Raw genomic sequence first — 15,346 nt, 5'->3', positions numbered from 1 at the left:
GCGGGAACGCGCCTGCGCATGTTCCTGTCGAACTGCGCAAGGTCTCACAGCCTATCGCCAGGCCAACGCAATCCAGTACGTTTTCAGCACGAGCAAGTACGTAATGAGCAACGGCACCCAGTGCACACCGGGGTACCACACGGCGATCGCCACGAACAGCGCGATCGTCGCACCCATCTTGAGTACTTCGCCGACCACCCAACCCATCACGGTGTCGGCACCGCCTCGCCTCAAACGCGCCGCAAACAATGCGCTCGGCACCCAGCCAATCGCTCCGCCCAGAAATGCAGATTGCGCAGCGGCGCCCGGCGGCTTCGAGGAAAACAGCCACCACGCCAGCGTTGCAACCAAGGACAAGACCACTTGCGCGATCACCACCCGGTAGGGCGTGACCCGCGAGGGTCGGCTTACATCCGGCCCGAACAGCGTTTCCGCTTCGGCCCGCGTAAGCGGAACGATTGTTGTGTCGTCTTGCTGCTCGGCATCCCAATCGTCGTCGGCTACGTGCCGCGTCTCGACAACCGGTGCGGTATTACGGCGTGCGCTGTGCTTGTCGTGCCCATTGTTCGGCTCCTCCTGACCCGCCATCGCAACCTTCCGCAAAATCCCAATCCGCCCCAATCTTTCCGAAAGCTTTCGGGGGTGCCTAGCTAACAAATCCGGGCGATTGTAAGCGATAGTTGCAGGTGATTCAAGGCTTTAGACGCGACAAAAATCTGCGTAAAACGTCGCCTCATCATGTGAAAAACGGGCGAACCGACGACGTACGATGACAGTTGTAAGGTCGGTTTTTCGCGCAGGTATTTCTTGCCGGGAAAAATGCGTCGACGATGGAATCGCGCGCAAACGATGCTGGGCGCGCGTGTCGGTGGTGCGGCGCGATCCCCGCAGGAAATTCGCTGTGGCGCAGCCGGTCGGAATTGTTCTGTGCGACGCACCGGAACAAGCAAGGCACGGCAACCGATCCGCCGCACCCGATGCGCGAAATTCGATCGGACGCTGGTGCGTCGATCCATCCAATCAGTTGTCATGCCACCACAGACGATCGACTGTGGATGGTCGCACTTATCAACAGCCCCGCAACCACCGCGAACGCTGTGCACCCACCCCACCACCCGAATGGCGCGCCTGTGCCGCACACGCCCGCATCGTTCAGCCGTGCACGAGCAGCCACGCGCCCAGTGCGGCGCTCGCAAGCGCGAACGGAATCGAGACGAGATGGAACGGCAGCCACATGCGCGGCTCCTTCGCGAGACGCACCGCGATCAGGTTCGCGAGCGAACCGATCGCGAAACCGAAGCCGCCGACCGATACGCCGAATGCAAGCGCGCGCCAGTCGCGCGTGAATTCGGACAGCAGGATGGCCGCCGGCACGTTGCTGATCCCTTGCGACAGCACGGCGCCGGCCGCAAAGACACGCAGCGGCGAATCGAGCTGGGCGCGCGCAATCGCGTCATGGATGGCGGGCAGCGCAGCCGCGCTGCGCAGCACGACGAACATCAGCACGAAAATCAGCAGCAGCAGCCAGTCGATCCTGAGGACTGCATCACGTCTTACGACGAGCAGCATGATCGCGACCGCAACCAGGCCCGGCAGCGGATGGTGCGCATCGGCGAGCAGCACGAATGCGGCGAACAGTACAGCGGCGATCAACGCATGCATGCGCTGCACCGGAAGCGCGACAACGTCGCCCGACAGGTCGAGCGGTTTCGCGCGAAACGCGCACGCGGTCAGCGCGAGCAGCAGCACCATCAACGCGATCGCGAGCGGCCCGAGCGTGACCACGAAGTGGCCGAACGATACGCCGCTCAATTGCCACAGGAACAGGTTCTGGGGATTGCCGAGCGGCGTCGCGACGGACCCCGCATTGACGGCCAGCGCGACGACGATCACGAGCCGCCGGAACGGCAGCGGCGTCAGCGCACGCAGCGACACCATCAACGGCACGACGACGAACAACGCGACGTCGTTGGTGAGCCACATCGACAGCACCGCGGCGAACACGACGAGCAGCATCGCGAGCCCGCGTTCGGAGTGCACGTGATGCACGATACGGTGTGCGAGCCACATCAGGCAGCCGGACAACTCGAGTGCCTTGGTCAGCATCAGCAGGCCCGCGAGCGTCGCGACCGTCTGCCAGTCGACGCGACCGGCCAGCACGGAAAATGGTTGCGGGCGCACCCATTGCAGCACGATCAGGCCAAGCGCGAGCACCGACAGTACCGGCTCCTGCGCAAGCCATCCGAGCCACCGGCGCGGCGCCGGTGCGCCCGTCTTCTCCATCGACAACCCGTTACTCTTCGGTCGCGACGTTGCCGCGCAGCCGCGCGAGAATGCCCTCGAGCGAGTCGAGGCTGCCGAAGTCGATCATCACCTGCCCTCGCCCGCGGCGGCCGAGCTTGATCTTCACCGTCGACGCGAGCAAGTCGGACAACTCCTCTTCGAGACGGCGCGTATCGCGGCCGCCATCGTCCTTCGCACGCGCCTTCACGGCCGGCGCTTCCTTCGTCGTATGTGCGACGAGCTTCTCGGTCTCGCGCACCGACATGCGCTTGTTGACGACCTGATGGGCGAGCGTGATCTGCGTTGCCGCATCGACGGCGAGCAGCGCGCGCGCATGCCCCATGTCGAGATCGCCGGCCAGCAGCATCGTCTGCACCGGCGACGCGAGGTTCAGCAGGCGCAGCAGGTTCGACACCGCGCTGCGCGAACGGCCGACCGATTCAGCCGCCTGCTCGTGCGTGAAACCGAACTCGTCGAGCAGGCGCTGGATACCGTGCGCCTCTTCAAGCGGATTCAGATCCTCGCGCTGGATGTTCTCGATCAGCGCCATCGCCGCGGCGGCCTGGTCGGACACGTCCTTCACGAGCACCGGCACTTCGTCGAGGCCGGCCAGGCGCGCCGCGCGGAAGCGCCGCTCACCTGCGATGATCTCGTATTTGTCTGATGAAATGGGCCGTACCAGGATCGGCTGCATCACGCCCTGCGCGCGAATGCTTGCCGCCAGCTCCTGCAGGCTGCCTTCGTCCATCCGCGTCCGCGGCTGGTACTTGCCGGCCTGCAGCTTGCCGAGCGCGAGCGTGTTCGGCGCCCCTTCGATCTTCACCGCTTCGGTGATATCGGCACTGCCACCGAGCAGCGCTTCGAGGCCACGTCCCAAGCCCTTCTTCTTTGGTACCGCGTTCATGTCTTTCTTCCTCGCTTCGCTCATGTCCGGATCACGACACCTCAAACGCGCGGACGCGTTCGATCATCTCGGCACCGAACTGGAGATACGCTTGCGCACCGCGTGAGCTGCGGTCGAACACGACGCCCGGCAGCCCGTAACTCGGCGCTTCCGCCAGGCGCACGTTGCGCGGAATCACCGCGTCGAACACCTTGTCGCCGAAGTGCGCTTTCAGTTGATCGGAGACTTGCTGCTGCAGCGTGATGCGCGGATCGAACATCACGCGCAGCAAGCCGATGATCTTCAGGTCGCGGTTCATGTTCGCGTGAACCTGCTTGATCGTGTTGACGAGGTCCGACAACCCCTCCAGCGCGAAGTACTCGCACTGCATCGGGATCACGACGCCATGCGCCGCGCACAGTCCGTTCAGCGTCAGCAGCGACAACGTCGGCGGGCAATCGATCAGCACGAAATCGTAATCGTCGGCGACGGACTCGAGTGCGGCCTTCAGCCGGCGCTCGCGGTTGTCGATGCTGATCAGTTCGATCTCGGCACCGGACAGCTCGCGGTTCGCAGGCAGCACATCGTAGGTGACGCCTTCCGGGCGCACACGTGCGTCGCTCACCGACACGCCGTCGACCAGTACTTCGTACACGGTCGATTCGCACGCGGCCTTGTCGATCCCGCTACCCATCGTCGCGTTGCCCTGCGGGTCGAGATCGATCAGCAGGACTCGTTGCTCCTGCGCTGCAAGGCTTGCGGCGAGATTGACCGATGTCGTCGTCTTGCCGACGCCCCCCTTCTGGTTTGCAACGCAGAAGATCTTTGCCATCGTAGGTGTGTTCCTCTTACTTCAAACAATCGGCGCGCTACAGCGCGCCTTCAATTCGCTTCGTCGACGGCCACTTCGATCAGATGCCGTTCGGCATCGAGCATCGGCACCGCCAGCCGCATCGTCTGCTTTACGCGGCTGCCTTCCGGCAACCGTGCAATCTCGTCGTCCGGGTGTACGCCCTTCATCGCCCAGATCGATCCGCCCTGCGCAACCAGATGTCGAGCAAGTTTAACGAAGTCGGACAGATCAGCGAAGGCGCGAGAGACGATCATGTCGAATTTTTCCGGCACTTCGACGCCCGGCTGCAGCGATTCGACCCGCCCGGTGACGACCGACAGGTTCGAGAGCTTCAGCTCCGCACGCATTTGCGTCTGGAATGCAGACTTCTTCTGCACGATATCGTTCAGCGTGACCTGCCAGTCCGGTTCGACGATCGCCAGCACGATACCCGGCAACCCGCCACCCGAACCGACGTCGAGCACGCGGGCCGATGCACGGCCGCGCAGATGCGGGACGATGGAAAGCGAATCGAGGATGTGCTGAATCAACATCTGCTTCGGGTCGCGGATCGCGGTCAGGTTGTAGACCGCGTTCCACTTGCCGAGCAGCGCGACATAGTCGAGCAGCTGGTCGCGTTGTGCATCCGTCAGCGTGATGTCGAGCGCAGTCGTGCCGTCGACGAGCATCTGTTCCAGTACGTCCCGATTAACCGCCGGCGCGCGACGCGCCGTCATTGTTGCGTCGGGACAGCACCGTCCCCCTGCTCCGTTGCCTCTGCGGCAGTGCCGTTACGACGTCCCAGGCCGCGGCGCTTCAGGTGCACCATCAGCAGCGAGATGGCCGCCGGCGTGACGCCCGAGATGCGCGACGCCTGCCCGATCGTTTCCGGTCGGAACTCGTTGAGCTTCTGGCTCACCTCGAACGACAGGCCGCGAACTTCGCGGTAATCGATGCCGTCCGGCAGGCGCGTGTTCTCGTTCGCATCGTTGCGTTCGATCTCGGATGCCTGGCGCTCGATATAACCCTGATACTTGATGCCGATCTCGACCTGTTCCTTGATCTGCTCGAGCATCACCGGATCGTCGGCCAGCGGCTCCGCGGGGCCGCATTCGCCACCCTTCAGGCCGCATACGCCGTCGTAGCTGATACCCGGGCGGCGCAGCAACTCGGCGAGACTGTATTCGTGATCGATCGCCTTGCCGAGCAGCGCGGTCGCCTCTTCCGGCGGCAGCGTCTTCGGCGTGACCCACGTCGACTTCAGGCGTTCGGTTTCACGTGAAACAGCGTCGCGCTTTCGGCTGAACGCATCCCAGCGCGCGTCGTCGACGAGCCCCAGTTCGCGACCCATCTCGGTCAGGCGCATGTCGGCGTTGTCTTCACGCAGACTCAGGCGATACTCGGCGCGACTCGTGAACATCCGGTACGGCTCGGCCACACCACGCGTCACCAGATCGTCGACCAGCACGCCCAGATAGGCCTGGTCGCGGCGCGGACACCATGCGTCCTTCTCCTGCACATAGCGGCCCGCGTTGAGGCCGGCCAGCAGGCCCTGCGCCGCCGCTTCTTCATAGCCGGTCGTGCCGTTGATCTGGCCCGCAAAGAACAGCCCGTTGATCGCCTTCGTCTCGAGCGACGCCTTCAGCGCGCGCGGGTCGAAGTAGTCGTACTCGATTGCGTAGCCGGGGCGCAGGATGTGCGCGTTCTCGAGGCCGCGCATCGAATGCACAAGCTCGAGCTGGACGTCGAACGGCAGGCTCGTCGAGATCCCGTTCGGGTAGAACTCGTTGGTCGTCAGCCCTTCCGGCTCGAGGAAAATCTGGTGCGATTCCTTCGATGCGAACCGGTGGATCTTGTCCTCGATCGACGGGCAATAACGCGGCCCGACGCCTTCGATCACGCCTGTATACATAGGCGAACGGTCGAGGCCGCCGCGAATGATGTCGTGCGTGCGCTCGTTCGTATGCGTGACCCAGCACGGCAACTGCTGCGGATGCTGCTCCGCGCGGCCCAGGAACGAGAACACGGGGATCGGATCGAGGTCACCCGGCTGCTCGTCCAGCTTCGAGAAGTCGATCGTCCGGCCGTCGATACGCGGCGGCGTACCGGTCTTCAGGCGGCCTTGCGGCAGCTTCAGTTCCTTCAGGCGCGACGACAGCGACACGGCCGCCGGATCGCCCGCGCGGCCGCCCGTGTAGTTGTTCAGGCCGACGTGGATCTTGCCGTCGAGGAACGTGCCGGCGGTCAGCACGACCGCGCGAGCGCGGAAGCGGATGCCGATCTGCGTGACGGCGCCCACCACACGGTCGCCTTCGACCATCAGGTCGTCGACAGCCTGCTGGAACAGCCACAGGTTCGGCTGGTTTTCGAGCCGGTGACGGATCGCGGCCTTGTACAGGATGCGATCGGCCTGCGCGCGCGTCGCCCGCACGGCCGGGCCCTTCGACGAATTGAGGATCCGGAACTGAATACCGCTCTCGTCCGTCGCGGCGGCCATCGCGCCGCCCAGCGCATCGACTTCCTTGACCAGATGGCCTTTGCCAATGCCGCCGATCGACGGGTTGCAGCTCATCTGCCCGAGCGTTTCGATGTTGTGGGTCAGCAGCAGTGTCTTCGCGCCCATTCGGGCGGACGCCAACGCGGCTTCCGTGCCGGCGTGACCGCCACCGACGACGATGACGTCAAATTCTGTGGGAAAAAGCATGGTGGGATTCCGTACGCAGGACTGCGCACGAACCTATCTGAGAAATGTATGGGCGGAATTATAGCGGGTTCGCTTTTCACCCGAAGGCCGTCCGAATGGTAGGGTCTGTGCATTTCGTCGATTTTTCGACGGTGGCCACAAGAATTCGTGGTGCCAGGCCCGCTCCGACAATGCTCTCGGTCAGTTCGCCGCACATCGCTGCGGCTGTGCAAAGACCGCCACATCGGGAAAGCAGCACGAGGAACACATGCAGCAATCAAAGCCTGTGGCCGACGCAACACTCCGGACACGACACCCTGTGCCTGCCGCGCCCGCCCTCTTCCTCACAGAATTTCCAGCTATTGATCCGGCACTTATCCACTGAGAACCAGCACCTCGCGGGTCTGTGCAGAGATCCATGCACCGTGAACCCAACCTGTGAAGCAAGACGCGGGATCATCAGCCGTACTGTGGACACCTTATCCGCCGTCACCACACAGAACTTCCGACTATTCACCCGATACTTATCCCCCGGCCTCGGGCCTTCGAGGCATCGCCCGATCCTCCAAACAAAAACGGCGTGTTTCACGTGAAACACGCCGCCCGTTTCCCGCCAACCGCTCTAACAATCAGGCCGTCTTCTTCGCCAACCCGAGGTACGTCTCGATCACGCGCGGATTCTGCGCGAGTTCGGCTGCCGGCCCTTCCAGCGCAAACTCGCCCGTCTCCAGCACATAACCGTAATCGGAGATCTGCAACGCGGCCCGCGCGTTCTGCTCGATCAGCAACGTCGCAACGCCCGTACCGCGCAACGCACTGATGATATGAAAGATCTCCTTCACGATCAGCGGCGCCAGCCCGAGGCTCGGCTCGTCGAGCATCAGCAGGTCGGGCTTGCCCATCAGCGCGCGCCCGACCGCAAGCATCTGCCGCTCGCCGCCCGACAGCGTGCCGGCCGCCTGCTTGCGCCGTTCCTTCAGCCGCGGAAACAGCGCGAACACGTGATCGAGCTGGTCCAGGAAGTTCGCCTCCCCGGCCCGCTTGCGCCGATACGCGCCCAGCACGAGGTTGTCCTCGACCGTCATCGTGCTGAACAGCTCGCGCTTTTCCGGGACGAGGCACATCCCGCGCGCGACGCGCTGCTCGACCGGCAATGCGCCGACGTCGTTGCCGCGATACACGACCGCGCCCGACGCATGTCCGGTCACCGGCAGCGCCCCCATGATCGCGTTCAGCAGCGTCGATTTGCCGGCGCCGTTCGGGCCGATCACGCTGACGATCTGCCCCGCACCGACCTTGATCGCCGCACCGTGCAGCGCCTCCACCTTCCCGTACCGGACCGCCAGCCCGCGCACTTCAAGAATCGGCATCGTCGTGTCCGTCATCACTCCACCCCGCCCAGATACGCTTCGAGCACCGCCGGATCCTGCTGCACGTCCTGCGGCAGCCCTTCCGCGATCCGCGTGCCGAATTCCATCACCACCAGCCGGTCGGTGAGGTTCATCACGAAATCCATGTCATGTTCCACGAGCAACACGCTCATGCCTTCCGCCTTCAGCCGCCGCAACAGGTCGGCGAGCTGCTGCTTCTCCTGGTAACGCAGCCCGGCGGCCGGCTCGTCGAGCAGCAGCAGCGTCGGATCGCAGCACAGCGCCCGCGCGATCTCGAGAATCCGCTGTTGCCCGAGCGCGAGGCTGCCCGCTTCGTCGTACATGTGCTTTTCGAGCCCGACGCGGCGGATCTGGCGCGCGGCTTCGGCCAGCAACTGCGCCTCCTCGTGGGCATTGAGCCGCGCGATGCTGCGCCACACACCCGTATGGCCGCGCAGATGCGCGCCGATCGCGACGTTCTCGAGCACCGTCATCGCCGGCAACAGCTTCACGTGCTGGAACGTGCGGCCGATGCCGCGGCGGACGATCTGGCGCGACGTGAGCCCGTCGATGCGCTCGCCGCGAAACGTGATCGTGCCGCTCGTCGGCTTCAGTACACCTGTGACGAGGTTGAACGTGGTCGACTTGCCGGCCCCGTTCGGGCCGATCAGCCCAATGATCTGCCCCGCCTTCACGTCGAAGCTGACATCGTTGACGGCCACGAGCCCGCCGAACTGCTTGCGTGCGTTGTCGACGACGAGCAGCGGCTCGCCGGCCGCGGGCTTCGCGCGCTGCGGCAACGGATCGGCGTGCTCGGGCACATGCGCGCGCGGCCCGCGCGGGAACAGCCTCGCGACGAACGGCCATACGCCCTGGCGCGCGTACTGCAGCAGCAGCACCATCAGCACGCCGAACACGATGATCTCGAAGTTGCCTTCCGAGCCGAGCAGCTTCGGCAACAGCGTCTGCAGGTAGTCCTGCAGCACAGTGAGGATCGCCGCACCGAGCACCGCGCCCCACACGTGCGACACGCCGCCGACCACGGCCATGAACAGGAATTCGATCCCGTGGTTCAGGCCGAACGGGGTCGGATTCACCGCACGCTGCAGGTGTGCGTACAGGAAACCCGACACGGCCGCGAGCACGGCCGCGTAGACAAAGATCACGACGCGCATCCACGCGGTGTTCACCCCCATCGCCTCGGCCATCACACCGCCGCCGCGCAGCGCGCGGATCGCGCGGCCCGGGCGGCTGTTCAGCAGGTTCTGCACCGACACGATCGCGGCCAGCACGACGGCCCAGATCAGGAAGTACAGGCTGCGGCCGCTTTCGAGCGCGATGCCGAACAGGTTCAGCGCCGGAATCCCGTTGATCCCGTCGTACTTGCCGAGCAGTTCGAGGTTGCCGAACAGGTAGAACAGCGCGAGGCCCCACGCGATCGTGCCGAGCGGCAGGAAGTGCCCGGACAGCCGCATCGTGACCGCGCCGAGCACGAGCGCGACGAGCGCCGTCAGCACGACGCCGACGATCAGCGCGAGCCACGGCGACACGCCGTACCGCGTCGTCAGGAACGCGGTCGCATACGCGCCGATACCGACGAACGCGGCCTGCCCGAAGCTGGTCATCCCGCCGACGCCCGTCAGCAGCACGAGCCCGATCGCGACGATCGCGTAGAGGCCGATGTAGTTCAGCAGCGTGATCCAGTACTCGGGCACCTGCAGCACGCCCGGCAGCACCGGCAGCGAGAACAGCACCACGAGAAACACCCAGAAGGTCTTGTTGCGTACCATCGTCTTCATCGTGTCACTCCTCTTCCTCTTCCGCGTGCGGCGTCGCGAAGCTCCGCCACAGCAGCACCGGAATGATCAGCGTGAACACGATCACCTCCTTGTATGCGCTCGCCCAGAACGACGAATACGATTCGAGCACGCCGACGAGCAGCGAGCCGGCGGCCGCGAGCGGATAGCTGACGAGCCCGCCGATGATCGCGCCGACGAAGCCCTTCAGGCCGATCAGGAAGCCCGAGTCGTAGTAGATCGTCGTCAGCGGGCCAACGAGGATGCCGGACAGCACGCCGAGCCCCGCCGCGAACGTGAACGCGAGCCGCCCTGCGTCGGTCGTGCCGATACCGACGAGCTGCGCGCCGAGCCGGTTCACCGACGTCGCGCGCAGCGCCTTGCCCGCGATCGTGCGGCCGAAGTACACGTAGAGCGCACCGATCAGCACGAGTGCGGTGACGACGACCAGGATGCTCTGCACCGACACCGTCATGCTGCCGATCGACAGCGATGCATCCGAGAACCCGTTGGTGCGCGAGCCTTCCGCGCCGAACATCACGAGCCCGAGGCCGACCATCGCGAAATGGACGGCAACCGACACGATCAGCAGCAGCAGCGTCGTGCCTTCGGCGATCGGCTGGTACACGAGCCGGTAGACGAATGGCCCCATCGGCACGACGATCGCAAGCGTCAGCGCGATCTGCGCGAGCATCGGCAACGGCTGAGCGGCAACACTGTGCGTAATCGCGAACACCGCGAGCGGCAGCAGGATGTAGCGGCTGCCGAGCGTCGCGAGCGTGCGGCCGAGCTGATGGCGGCGTTCGCGATGCCGGATCAGGCCGCCGACTTCGAGCAGGAAGCACGCGATGCCCATCACGAACAACAGCCAGCAGGTGGCGGGAAATTTCTGCGCCTGCAACGCTGCAAGCGTCAGCGCACCGTAGGCGACGAATTCGCCCTGGGGAATGAAGATCACCCGCGTGACGGAAAACACCAGCACGAGCGCCAGCGACAGCAATGCATAAATGGCGCCGGTCGTGATGCCGTCTTGCGCGAGGATCGCCGCAATCGAGAGATCCATACGTTTCGTGTATCGAGAATGTTGCGGAGAAACGGCGACGGGAACGGCCGGGATGCACGGACCGCAAGATCGGCGCGTCAGGCGCCACGCGGCGTGCCCGGTGGTTCCATGCGGCACGGGCGCGGCCTGTCAGGCCCGGCGCCGTGCCGACGGTGCGCGCGGCACCGTTCGCGCCGCGCACGCCGGTTTCACGTGATGCTTACTCGGCCTGCAACTTCCACTTGCCGTCGACGATCTGCACCATCACGCGCGCACGCGTGTCGAAGCCGTTGTGATCGGTCGGCGTCATGTTGATCACGCCGTGAGACACGGGCAGATCCTTCACGCTTTCGAGCGACGCGCGCAGCGCTTCGCGGAACGCTTCGGTGCCCGGCTGGCCCTTCTTCAGCGCGTCGGGAATCGCACGCTGCAGCAGCAGCCCCGCATCCCATGCGTGGCCGCCGAACGTCGCCAGCGAGCCCGCACCATAGGCCTTCTCGTACGCGGCCTTGTACCCGAGCGCCGCCTTCTTCACCGGATTCGAATCGGGCAGCTGGTCGGTCACGAGCACCGGGCCGGCCGGCAGGATCTCGCCTTCGCAATCCTTGCCGCACACGCGCAGGAAGTCGTTGTTCGCGACGCCGTGCGTCTGGTACACCTTGCCCTTGTAGCCGCGCTCCTTCAGCGTCTTGGCCGGCAGCGCCGCCGGCGTGCCGGACCCGGCGATCAGCACCGCATCGGGATTCGAGCCCATCAGCTTCAGCACCTGCCCCATCACCGACGCGTCGGTACGGTTGAAACGCTCGTTCGACACGACCTTCAGGCCGTTCTTCGCGGCCGCCGCGTTGAACGTGTTGTACCAGCTGTCGCCGTACGCATCGGCGAAGCCGATGAAGCCGACCGTCTTCACGCCGTGCTTCGCCATGTAACCGGCGATCGCGTCAGCCATCAGCTGGTCGTTCTGCGGCACCTTGAACATCCACGCGCGCTTCGCGTCCATCGGCGCGATGATCTGCGCGCTCGCCGCGAGCGAAATCGTCGGCGTCTTGCCCTGCGACACGGGGTCGAGCATCGCGAGCGAGTTCGGCGTGACGGACGAGCCGATGATCGCGTCGACGTGGTCCTCGTCGATCAGCTTGCGCACGTTCTGCACCGCGCGGCTCGTGTCGGATGCATCGTCGAGCACGATGTACTGCACGCTCTTGCCCGCGATTTCCTTCGGCAGCAGCGCGATCGTGTTCTTTTCCGGAATCCCGAGCGATGCAGCCGGCCCGGTGGCCGACAGCGTCACGCCGATCTTCACCTGCGCCGACGCCGTTGCCGCCGCGCACACGAGGCCCGCGGCGAGCACGGCCTCCATCCATCGATTCATCTTCATTTACGTTGTCTCCAAACGCTGCTCGAAAAAGCCACGGGTCGCTCGGGCGGCTCCCGGTCCCCAAAACAAGTTAATAATTTAACTATCTCGCCTTGCCGCGCCTACGCTCGTTTTCCCGTGAAGCCTCGCGTGCGCGACAGCGCCCGGCCGGCATCCCGCACGCGCGCGCCGGATACCGGCCGGAGCGGTCGTTCGACCGCCACGATGCGCAGCGGCAGTGTCGTCAGGATGAAGGACGCGAAGAAATGCGGAATCGCGCGGGCGATCGATGCGTGCGCAACGATGGTCGGAAGGTGCGTCGATCCGGCCTGGTTCGGCCTGATACGCGAGCGGCAAACGATCGAAAAACCGGCAGCTCATGCGGATGCCAACGCGGCTGCGGATACAGATGCGAACGCAACGACCCGGAATCGCGACGGAACGCCCATACAGGCTGCAGGACGGCCCGGGAAAGCCGCGATGGCACCACTCGCACCCCACGACGAACGAGCGGCGCCAGCCGCCCTTCCTGCCCCGATCCAACGTCCCGCGCTTCTCATCCAACCGTACTCCCTCTTCTGCATTCTGCTTGTAGGAGAACTGCCGACCGATATTCCCGACCGCACGGTCGGCGAAAGCCAAGTGTAACGGACGCTTTTCGCGCACGCCAACCGGGTAAGCCCGGACGGTATGCACATGGCTGCGCGTCGTCTGCGAATGGATTGCGGAGAATGGAAAAGCGGAGGGACGCGGTGAAGCGCGGAAAATGCGCGGCGCGAACGGAGGCGTGGAACACGGCGGCTGCGCCGCTCGATGCACCATCGACGCAATTCGTGCACGCAAATGAAAAAGCGCTGTTGGATTCCGTCCAACAGCGCTTTAGGGTCCGGGCACTTTGTGCCTCGATTGTCTCCTCGTTCTCCACCTGCAAATTCGTTTCGCGGTGCATCAGAACTAGGACGAAGATTAAAGGACCTTTCACCGAGCGACAACTTAGCATTTACCCCTATGGTGCATCGCCGCACGAAAATGGGGCACCAGTCTGCCGCGCGGCGCCGGCCCGAGCCCGCTGCGGCACCCTTCCGAAGCGTGCCGGATGGTGCTTCGCATCAACGTGCACGCGACGCGTGCGGACCCGCGCTCAGGACGCCCTGAGCGGTTTGATCCGCGCGACCATTTCGCCGACGATGCCGCGCCGGAATGCCAGCACGCACGCGATGAAAATCAGTCCCGTGACGATCGTCGCCGATTCGCCGAGCGAGTGGAACCACGCAACGCCCGTCGTCGACGCGAGCCATTCGCCGATGTCGCCGAGCCGGTCTTCCAGCGCGACGATCAGCGCGGCCCCCAGCAGCGGCCCGAACAGCGTGCCCATCCCGCCGACGAGCGTCATCAGCACGACGAGGCCCGACATCGTCCAGTACGCGTCGGAGAGCGTCTCGAAGCCCAGCACGAGCACCTTCAGCGAGCCCGCCAGCCCGGCGAGCCCGGCCGACAGGATGAACGCGAGCAGCTTGAAGCGATCGGTGTCGTAGCCGAGCGAGATCGCGCGCGCTTCGTTCTCCTTGATCGCGACGAGTACCTGGCCGAACGGCGAATGCACGACCCGCACGATGAACGCGCACGCGGCGACGACCACCGCCAGCACGACGTAGTACAGCGCAACGTCGTTCGACAGGTCGAGCAGCGCGAACAGGTGGCCGCGCGGCACGCCCTGCAGGCCGTCCTCGCCGTGCGTGAACGGCGCCTGCAGGTAGATGAAGTAGACCATCTGCGCGAACGCGAGCGTGATCATCGCGAAGTAGATGCCTTGCCGGCGGATCGCGAACAGCCCGACGACGAGCCCGAGCAGCGTCGCGGCGACGGTGCCCGCGAGCACGCCGAGCTCCGGCGTGACACCGAGCGTCTGTATCGAGTAGCCGGTCGCGTAGCCGGCGGTCGCGAGGAACATCGCATGGCCGAACGACAGCAGCCCCGTATAGCCGATCAGCAGGTTGAACGCGGCCGCGAACAGCGCGAACGTGAGCACCTTCATCACGAACACCGGATACGCGCCGATGAACGGCGCCGCGAGCAGTGCGGCGAGCAGCACGCCGTAGAGCACTTTTCTCTGCATCATTTTTCCTTGCCGAAGAGGCCCGCCGGGCGGAACAGCAGCACGATCGCCATGATCACGAACACGACGGTGGCCGACGCTTCGGGATAGAACACGCGCGTGAAGCCCTCGATCACGCCGAGCAGCAGGCCCGTGACGATCGAGCCGAGGATCGAGCCCATCCCGCCGATCACGACCACCGCGAACACGGTGATGATCATCGGCTGGCCCATCAGCGGCGACACCTGGATCACCGGCGCGGCCAGCACGCCCGCGAACGCGGCGAGCGCGACGCCGAAGCCGTAGGTGAGCGTGATCATCATCGGCACGTTCACGCCGAACGCCTCGACCAGCTTCGGGTTCTCGGTGCCCGCGCGCAGGTAGGCGCCCAGGCGCGTCTTCTCGATCACGAACCACGTCGCGAGGCACACCGCGAGCGATGCGACGACGACCCACGCACGGTAGTTCGGCAGGAACATGAAGCCGAGGTTGGTTGCGCCGGAAAGCTGCGACGGCACGTCGTACGGCTGGCCGGACGAGCCGTAGATCGACCGGAACACGCCTTCGACGACCAGCGTGAGGCCGAACGTGAGCAGCAGCCCGTACAGGTGATCGAGCTTGTACAGCCAGCGCAGCATCGAGCGCTCGATCACGATCCCGAACGCGCCGACGACCAGCGGCGCCAGCACCAGCATCGCCCAGTACGGCAGCCCGAAATACGACAGGCCCATCCACGCGAGCATCGCGCCCAGCATGAACAACGCGCCGTGCGCGAAGTTGATCACGTTGAGCAGCCCGAAGATCACCGCGAGCCCGAGGCTCAGGATCGCGTAGAACGAGCCGTTGACGAGCCCGAGCAGCAACTGGCTCAGCATCGCCGGCAACGGAATGCCAAAGATTTCCATCGACTTAGCCGTCAGAATGAGTTTCGTTGCGTGCGCAACCTTCATGCATTGCGCACGCGGGCGGCGCAGCGGGCACATCGCCGCAGCCGCCACTGCGCGG

13 protein-coding genes are annotated in these 15,346 nt (G+C 65.0%); 1 reads left to right on the top strand and 12 read right to left on the bottom strand.

The features are described 5' to 3' along the window. Window positions 1-51 precede the first annotated feature (51 nt). The 10 genes from H3H55_RS00505 to H3H55_RS00460 form a co-directional block, all read right to left on the bottom strand. Window positions 52-588, bottom strand: coding sequence for an ATP synthase subunit I (locus H3H55_RS00505; protein WP_129513369.1), 537 nt, complete (start codon window positions 586-588; stop codon window positions 52-54). A 564-nt stretch (window positions 589-1,152) separates the two neighbouring features. Next, a complete protein-coding gene (locus H3H55_RS00500; protein WP_193097391.1) occupies window positions 1,153-2,283 on the bottom strand; it encodes an SLC13 family permease in 1,131 nt (376 codons plus the stop codon). Window positions 2,284-2,293: 10 nt separating this feature from the next. Continuing rightward, a complete protein-coding gene (locus H3H55_RS00495) occupies window positions 2,294-3,187 on the bottom strand; it encodes a ParB/RepB/Spo0J family partition protein (RefSeq protein ID WP_129513367.1) in 894 nt (297 codons plus the stop codon). 31 nt (window positions 3,188-3,218) lie between these two features. Next, entirely contained in the window at window positions 3,219-3,998 is a 780-nt protein-coding gene (locus H3H55_RS00490) for a ParA family protein (protein ID WP_129513366.1), read from the bottom strand. A 50-nt stretch (window positions 3,999-4,048) separates the two neighbouring features. Continuing rightward, the gene (gene rsmG, locus H3H55_RS00485; protein ID WP_129513365.1) at window positions 4,049-4,735 is read right to left on the bottom strand and encodes a 16S rRNA (guanine(527)-N(7))-methyltransferase RsmG; all 687 of its coding nucleotides are present in this window, start codon (window positions 4,733-4,735) and stop codon (window positions 4,049-4,051) included. After that, complete coding sequence (gene mnmG / locus H3H55_RS00480) at window positions 4,732-6,702, bottom strand: tRNA uridine-5-carboxymethylaminomethyl(34) synthesis enzyme MnmG (protein WP_048247926.1); 1,971 nt, start codon at window positions 6,700-6,702, stop codon at window positions 4,732-4,734. Before mnmG ends, rsmG begins: the two co-directional genes overlap by 4 nt. Window positions 6,703-7,310: 608 nt before the next feature. Further along, window positions 7,311-8,066, bottom strand: a complete 756-nt coding sequence (locus H3H55_RS00475; protein WP_048247928.1) for an ABC transporter ATP-binding protein — start codon at window positions 8,064-8,066, stop codon at window positions 7,311-7,313. After that, a complete protein-coding gene (locus tag H3H55_RS00470; protein WP_129513363.1) occupies window positions 8,066-9,850 on the bottom strand; it encodes an ABC transporter permease subunit in 1,785 nt (594 codons plus the stop codon). The genes H3H55_RS00475 and H3H55_RS00470 overlap by 1 nt, the downstream gene beginning before the upstream one ends. Before the next feature lie 4 nt (window positions 9,851-9,854). Further along, complete coding sequence (locus tag H3H55_RS00465; protein ID WP_129513362.1) at window positions 9,855-10,910, bottom strand: branched-chain amino acid ABC transporter permease; 1,056 nt, start codon at window positions 10,908-10,910, stop codon at window positions 9,855-9,857. 199 nt (window positions 10,911-11,109) lie between these two features. Continuing rightward, window positions 11,110-12,267: an ABC transporter substrate-binding protein gene (locus H3H55_RS00460; protein ID WP_193097390.1), complete on the bottom strand. Its 1,158-nt coding sequence runs from the start codon at window positions 12,265-12,267 to the stop codon at window positions 11,110-11,112. Window positions 12,268-12,471: 204 nt separating this feature from the next. Here H3H55_RS00460 and H3H55_RS00455 point away from each other — a divergent pair, with 204 nt between their 5' ends. Beyond that, a complete protein-coding gene (locus tag H3H55_RS00455; protein WP_193099506.1) occupies window positions 12,472-12,894 on the top strand; it encodes a hypothetical protein in 423 nt (140 codons plus the stop codon). Between the two features lie 493 nt (window positions 12,895-13,387). Here the strand turns inward: H3H55_RS00455 and H3H55_RS00450 are convergent, their stop codons facing one another. Continuing rightward, the gene (locus H3H55_RS00450) at window positions 13,388-14,362 is read right to left on the bottom strand and encodes a branched-chain amino acid ABC transporter permease (RefSeq protein WP_193097389.1); all 975 of its coding nucleotides are present in this window, start codon (window positions 14,360-14,362) and stop codon (window positions 13,388-13,390) included. Then, window positions 14,362-15,246 (bottom strand): branched-chain amino acid ABC transporter permease, encoded by an 885-nt coding sequence (locus H3H55_RS00445; protein ID WP_031397096.1) that lies wholly within the window; start codon window positions 15,244-15,246, stop codon window positions 14,362-14,364. Before H3H55_RS00445 ends, H3H55_RS00450 begins: the two co-directional genes overlap by 1 nt. Window positions 15,247-15,346: the final 100 nt, after the last annotated feature.

The sequence above is a fragment of the Burkholderia sp. Z1 genome, from assembly GCF_014893795.1.
GTDB lineage: Bacteria > Pseudomonadota > Gammaproteobacteria > Burkholderiales > Burkholderiaceae > Burkholderia > Burkholderia theae.
The sequence above is the reverse complement of the archived record's forward strand: the minus strand, read 5'-3'. Positions and strand labels throughout refer to the sequence as shown.

Coding starts and splice junctions, on each gene's coding strand:
- H3H55_RS00445 (WP_031397096.1), bottom strand. CDS start 15,246: ATGGAAATCTTTGGCATTCCGTTGCCGGCGATGCTGAGCCAGTTGCTG.
- H3H55_RS00455 (WP_193099506.1), top strand. CDS start 12,472: ATGCGCAGCGGCAGTGTCGTCAGGATGAAGGACGCGAAGAAATGCGGA.
- H3H55_RS00505 (WP_129513369.1), bottom strand. CDS start 588: ATGGCGGGTCAGGAGGAGCCGAACAATGGGCACGACAAGCACAGCGCA.
- H3H55_RS00500 (WP_193097391.1), bottom strand. CDS start 2,283: ATGGAGAAGACGGGCGCACCGGCGCCGCGCCGGTGGCTCGGATGGCTT.
- H3H55_RS00465 (WP_129513362.1), bottom strand. CDS start 10,910: ATGGATCTCTCGATTGCGGCGATCCTCGCGCAAGACGGCATCACGACC.
- mnmG (WP_048247926.1), bottom strand. CDS start 6,702: ATGCTTTTTCCCACAGAATTTGACGTCATCGTCGTCGGTGGCGGTCAC.
- H3H55_RS00475 (WP_048247928.1), bottom strand. CDS start 8,066: ATGACGGACACGACGATGCCGATTCTTGAAGTGCGCGGGCTGGCGGTC.
- H3H55_RS00450 (WP_193097389.1), bottom strand. CDS start 14,362: ATGCAGAGAAAAGTGCTCTACGGCGTGCTGCTCGCCGCACTGCTCGCG.
- H3H55_RS00495 (WP_129513367.1), bottom strand. CDS start 3,187: ATGAACGCGGTACCAAAGAAGAAGGGCTTGGGACGTGGCCTCGAAGCG.
- H3H55_RS00460 (WP_193097390.1), bottom strand. CDS start 12,267: ATGAAGATGAATCGATGGATGGAGGCCGTGCTCGCCGCGGGCCTCGTG.
- rsmG (WP_129513365.1), bottom strand. CDS start 4,735: ATGACGGCGCGTCGCGCGCCGGCGGTTAATCGGGACGTACTGGAACAG.
- H3H55_RS00470 (WP_129513363.1), bottom strand. CDS start 9,850: ATGAAGACGATGGTACGCAACAAGACCTTCTGGGTGTTTCTCGTGGTG.
- H3H55_RS00490 (WP_129513366.1), bottom strand. CDS start 3,998: ATGGCAAAGATCTTCTGCGTTGCAAACCAGAAGGGGGGCGTCGGCAAG.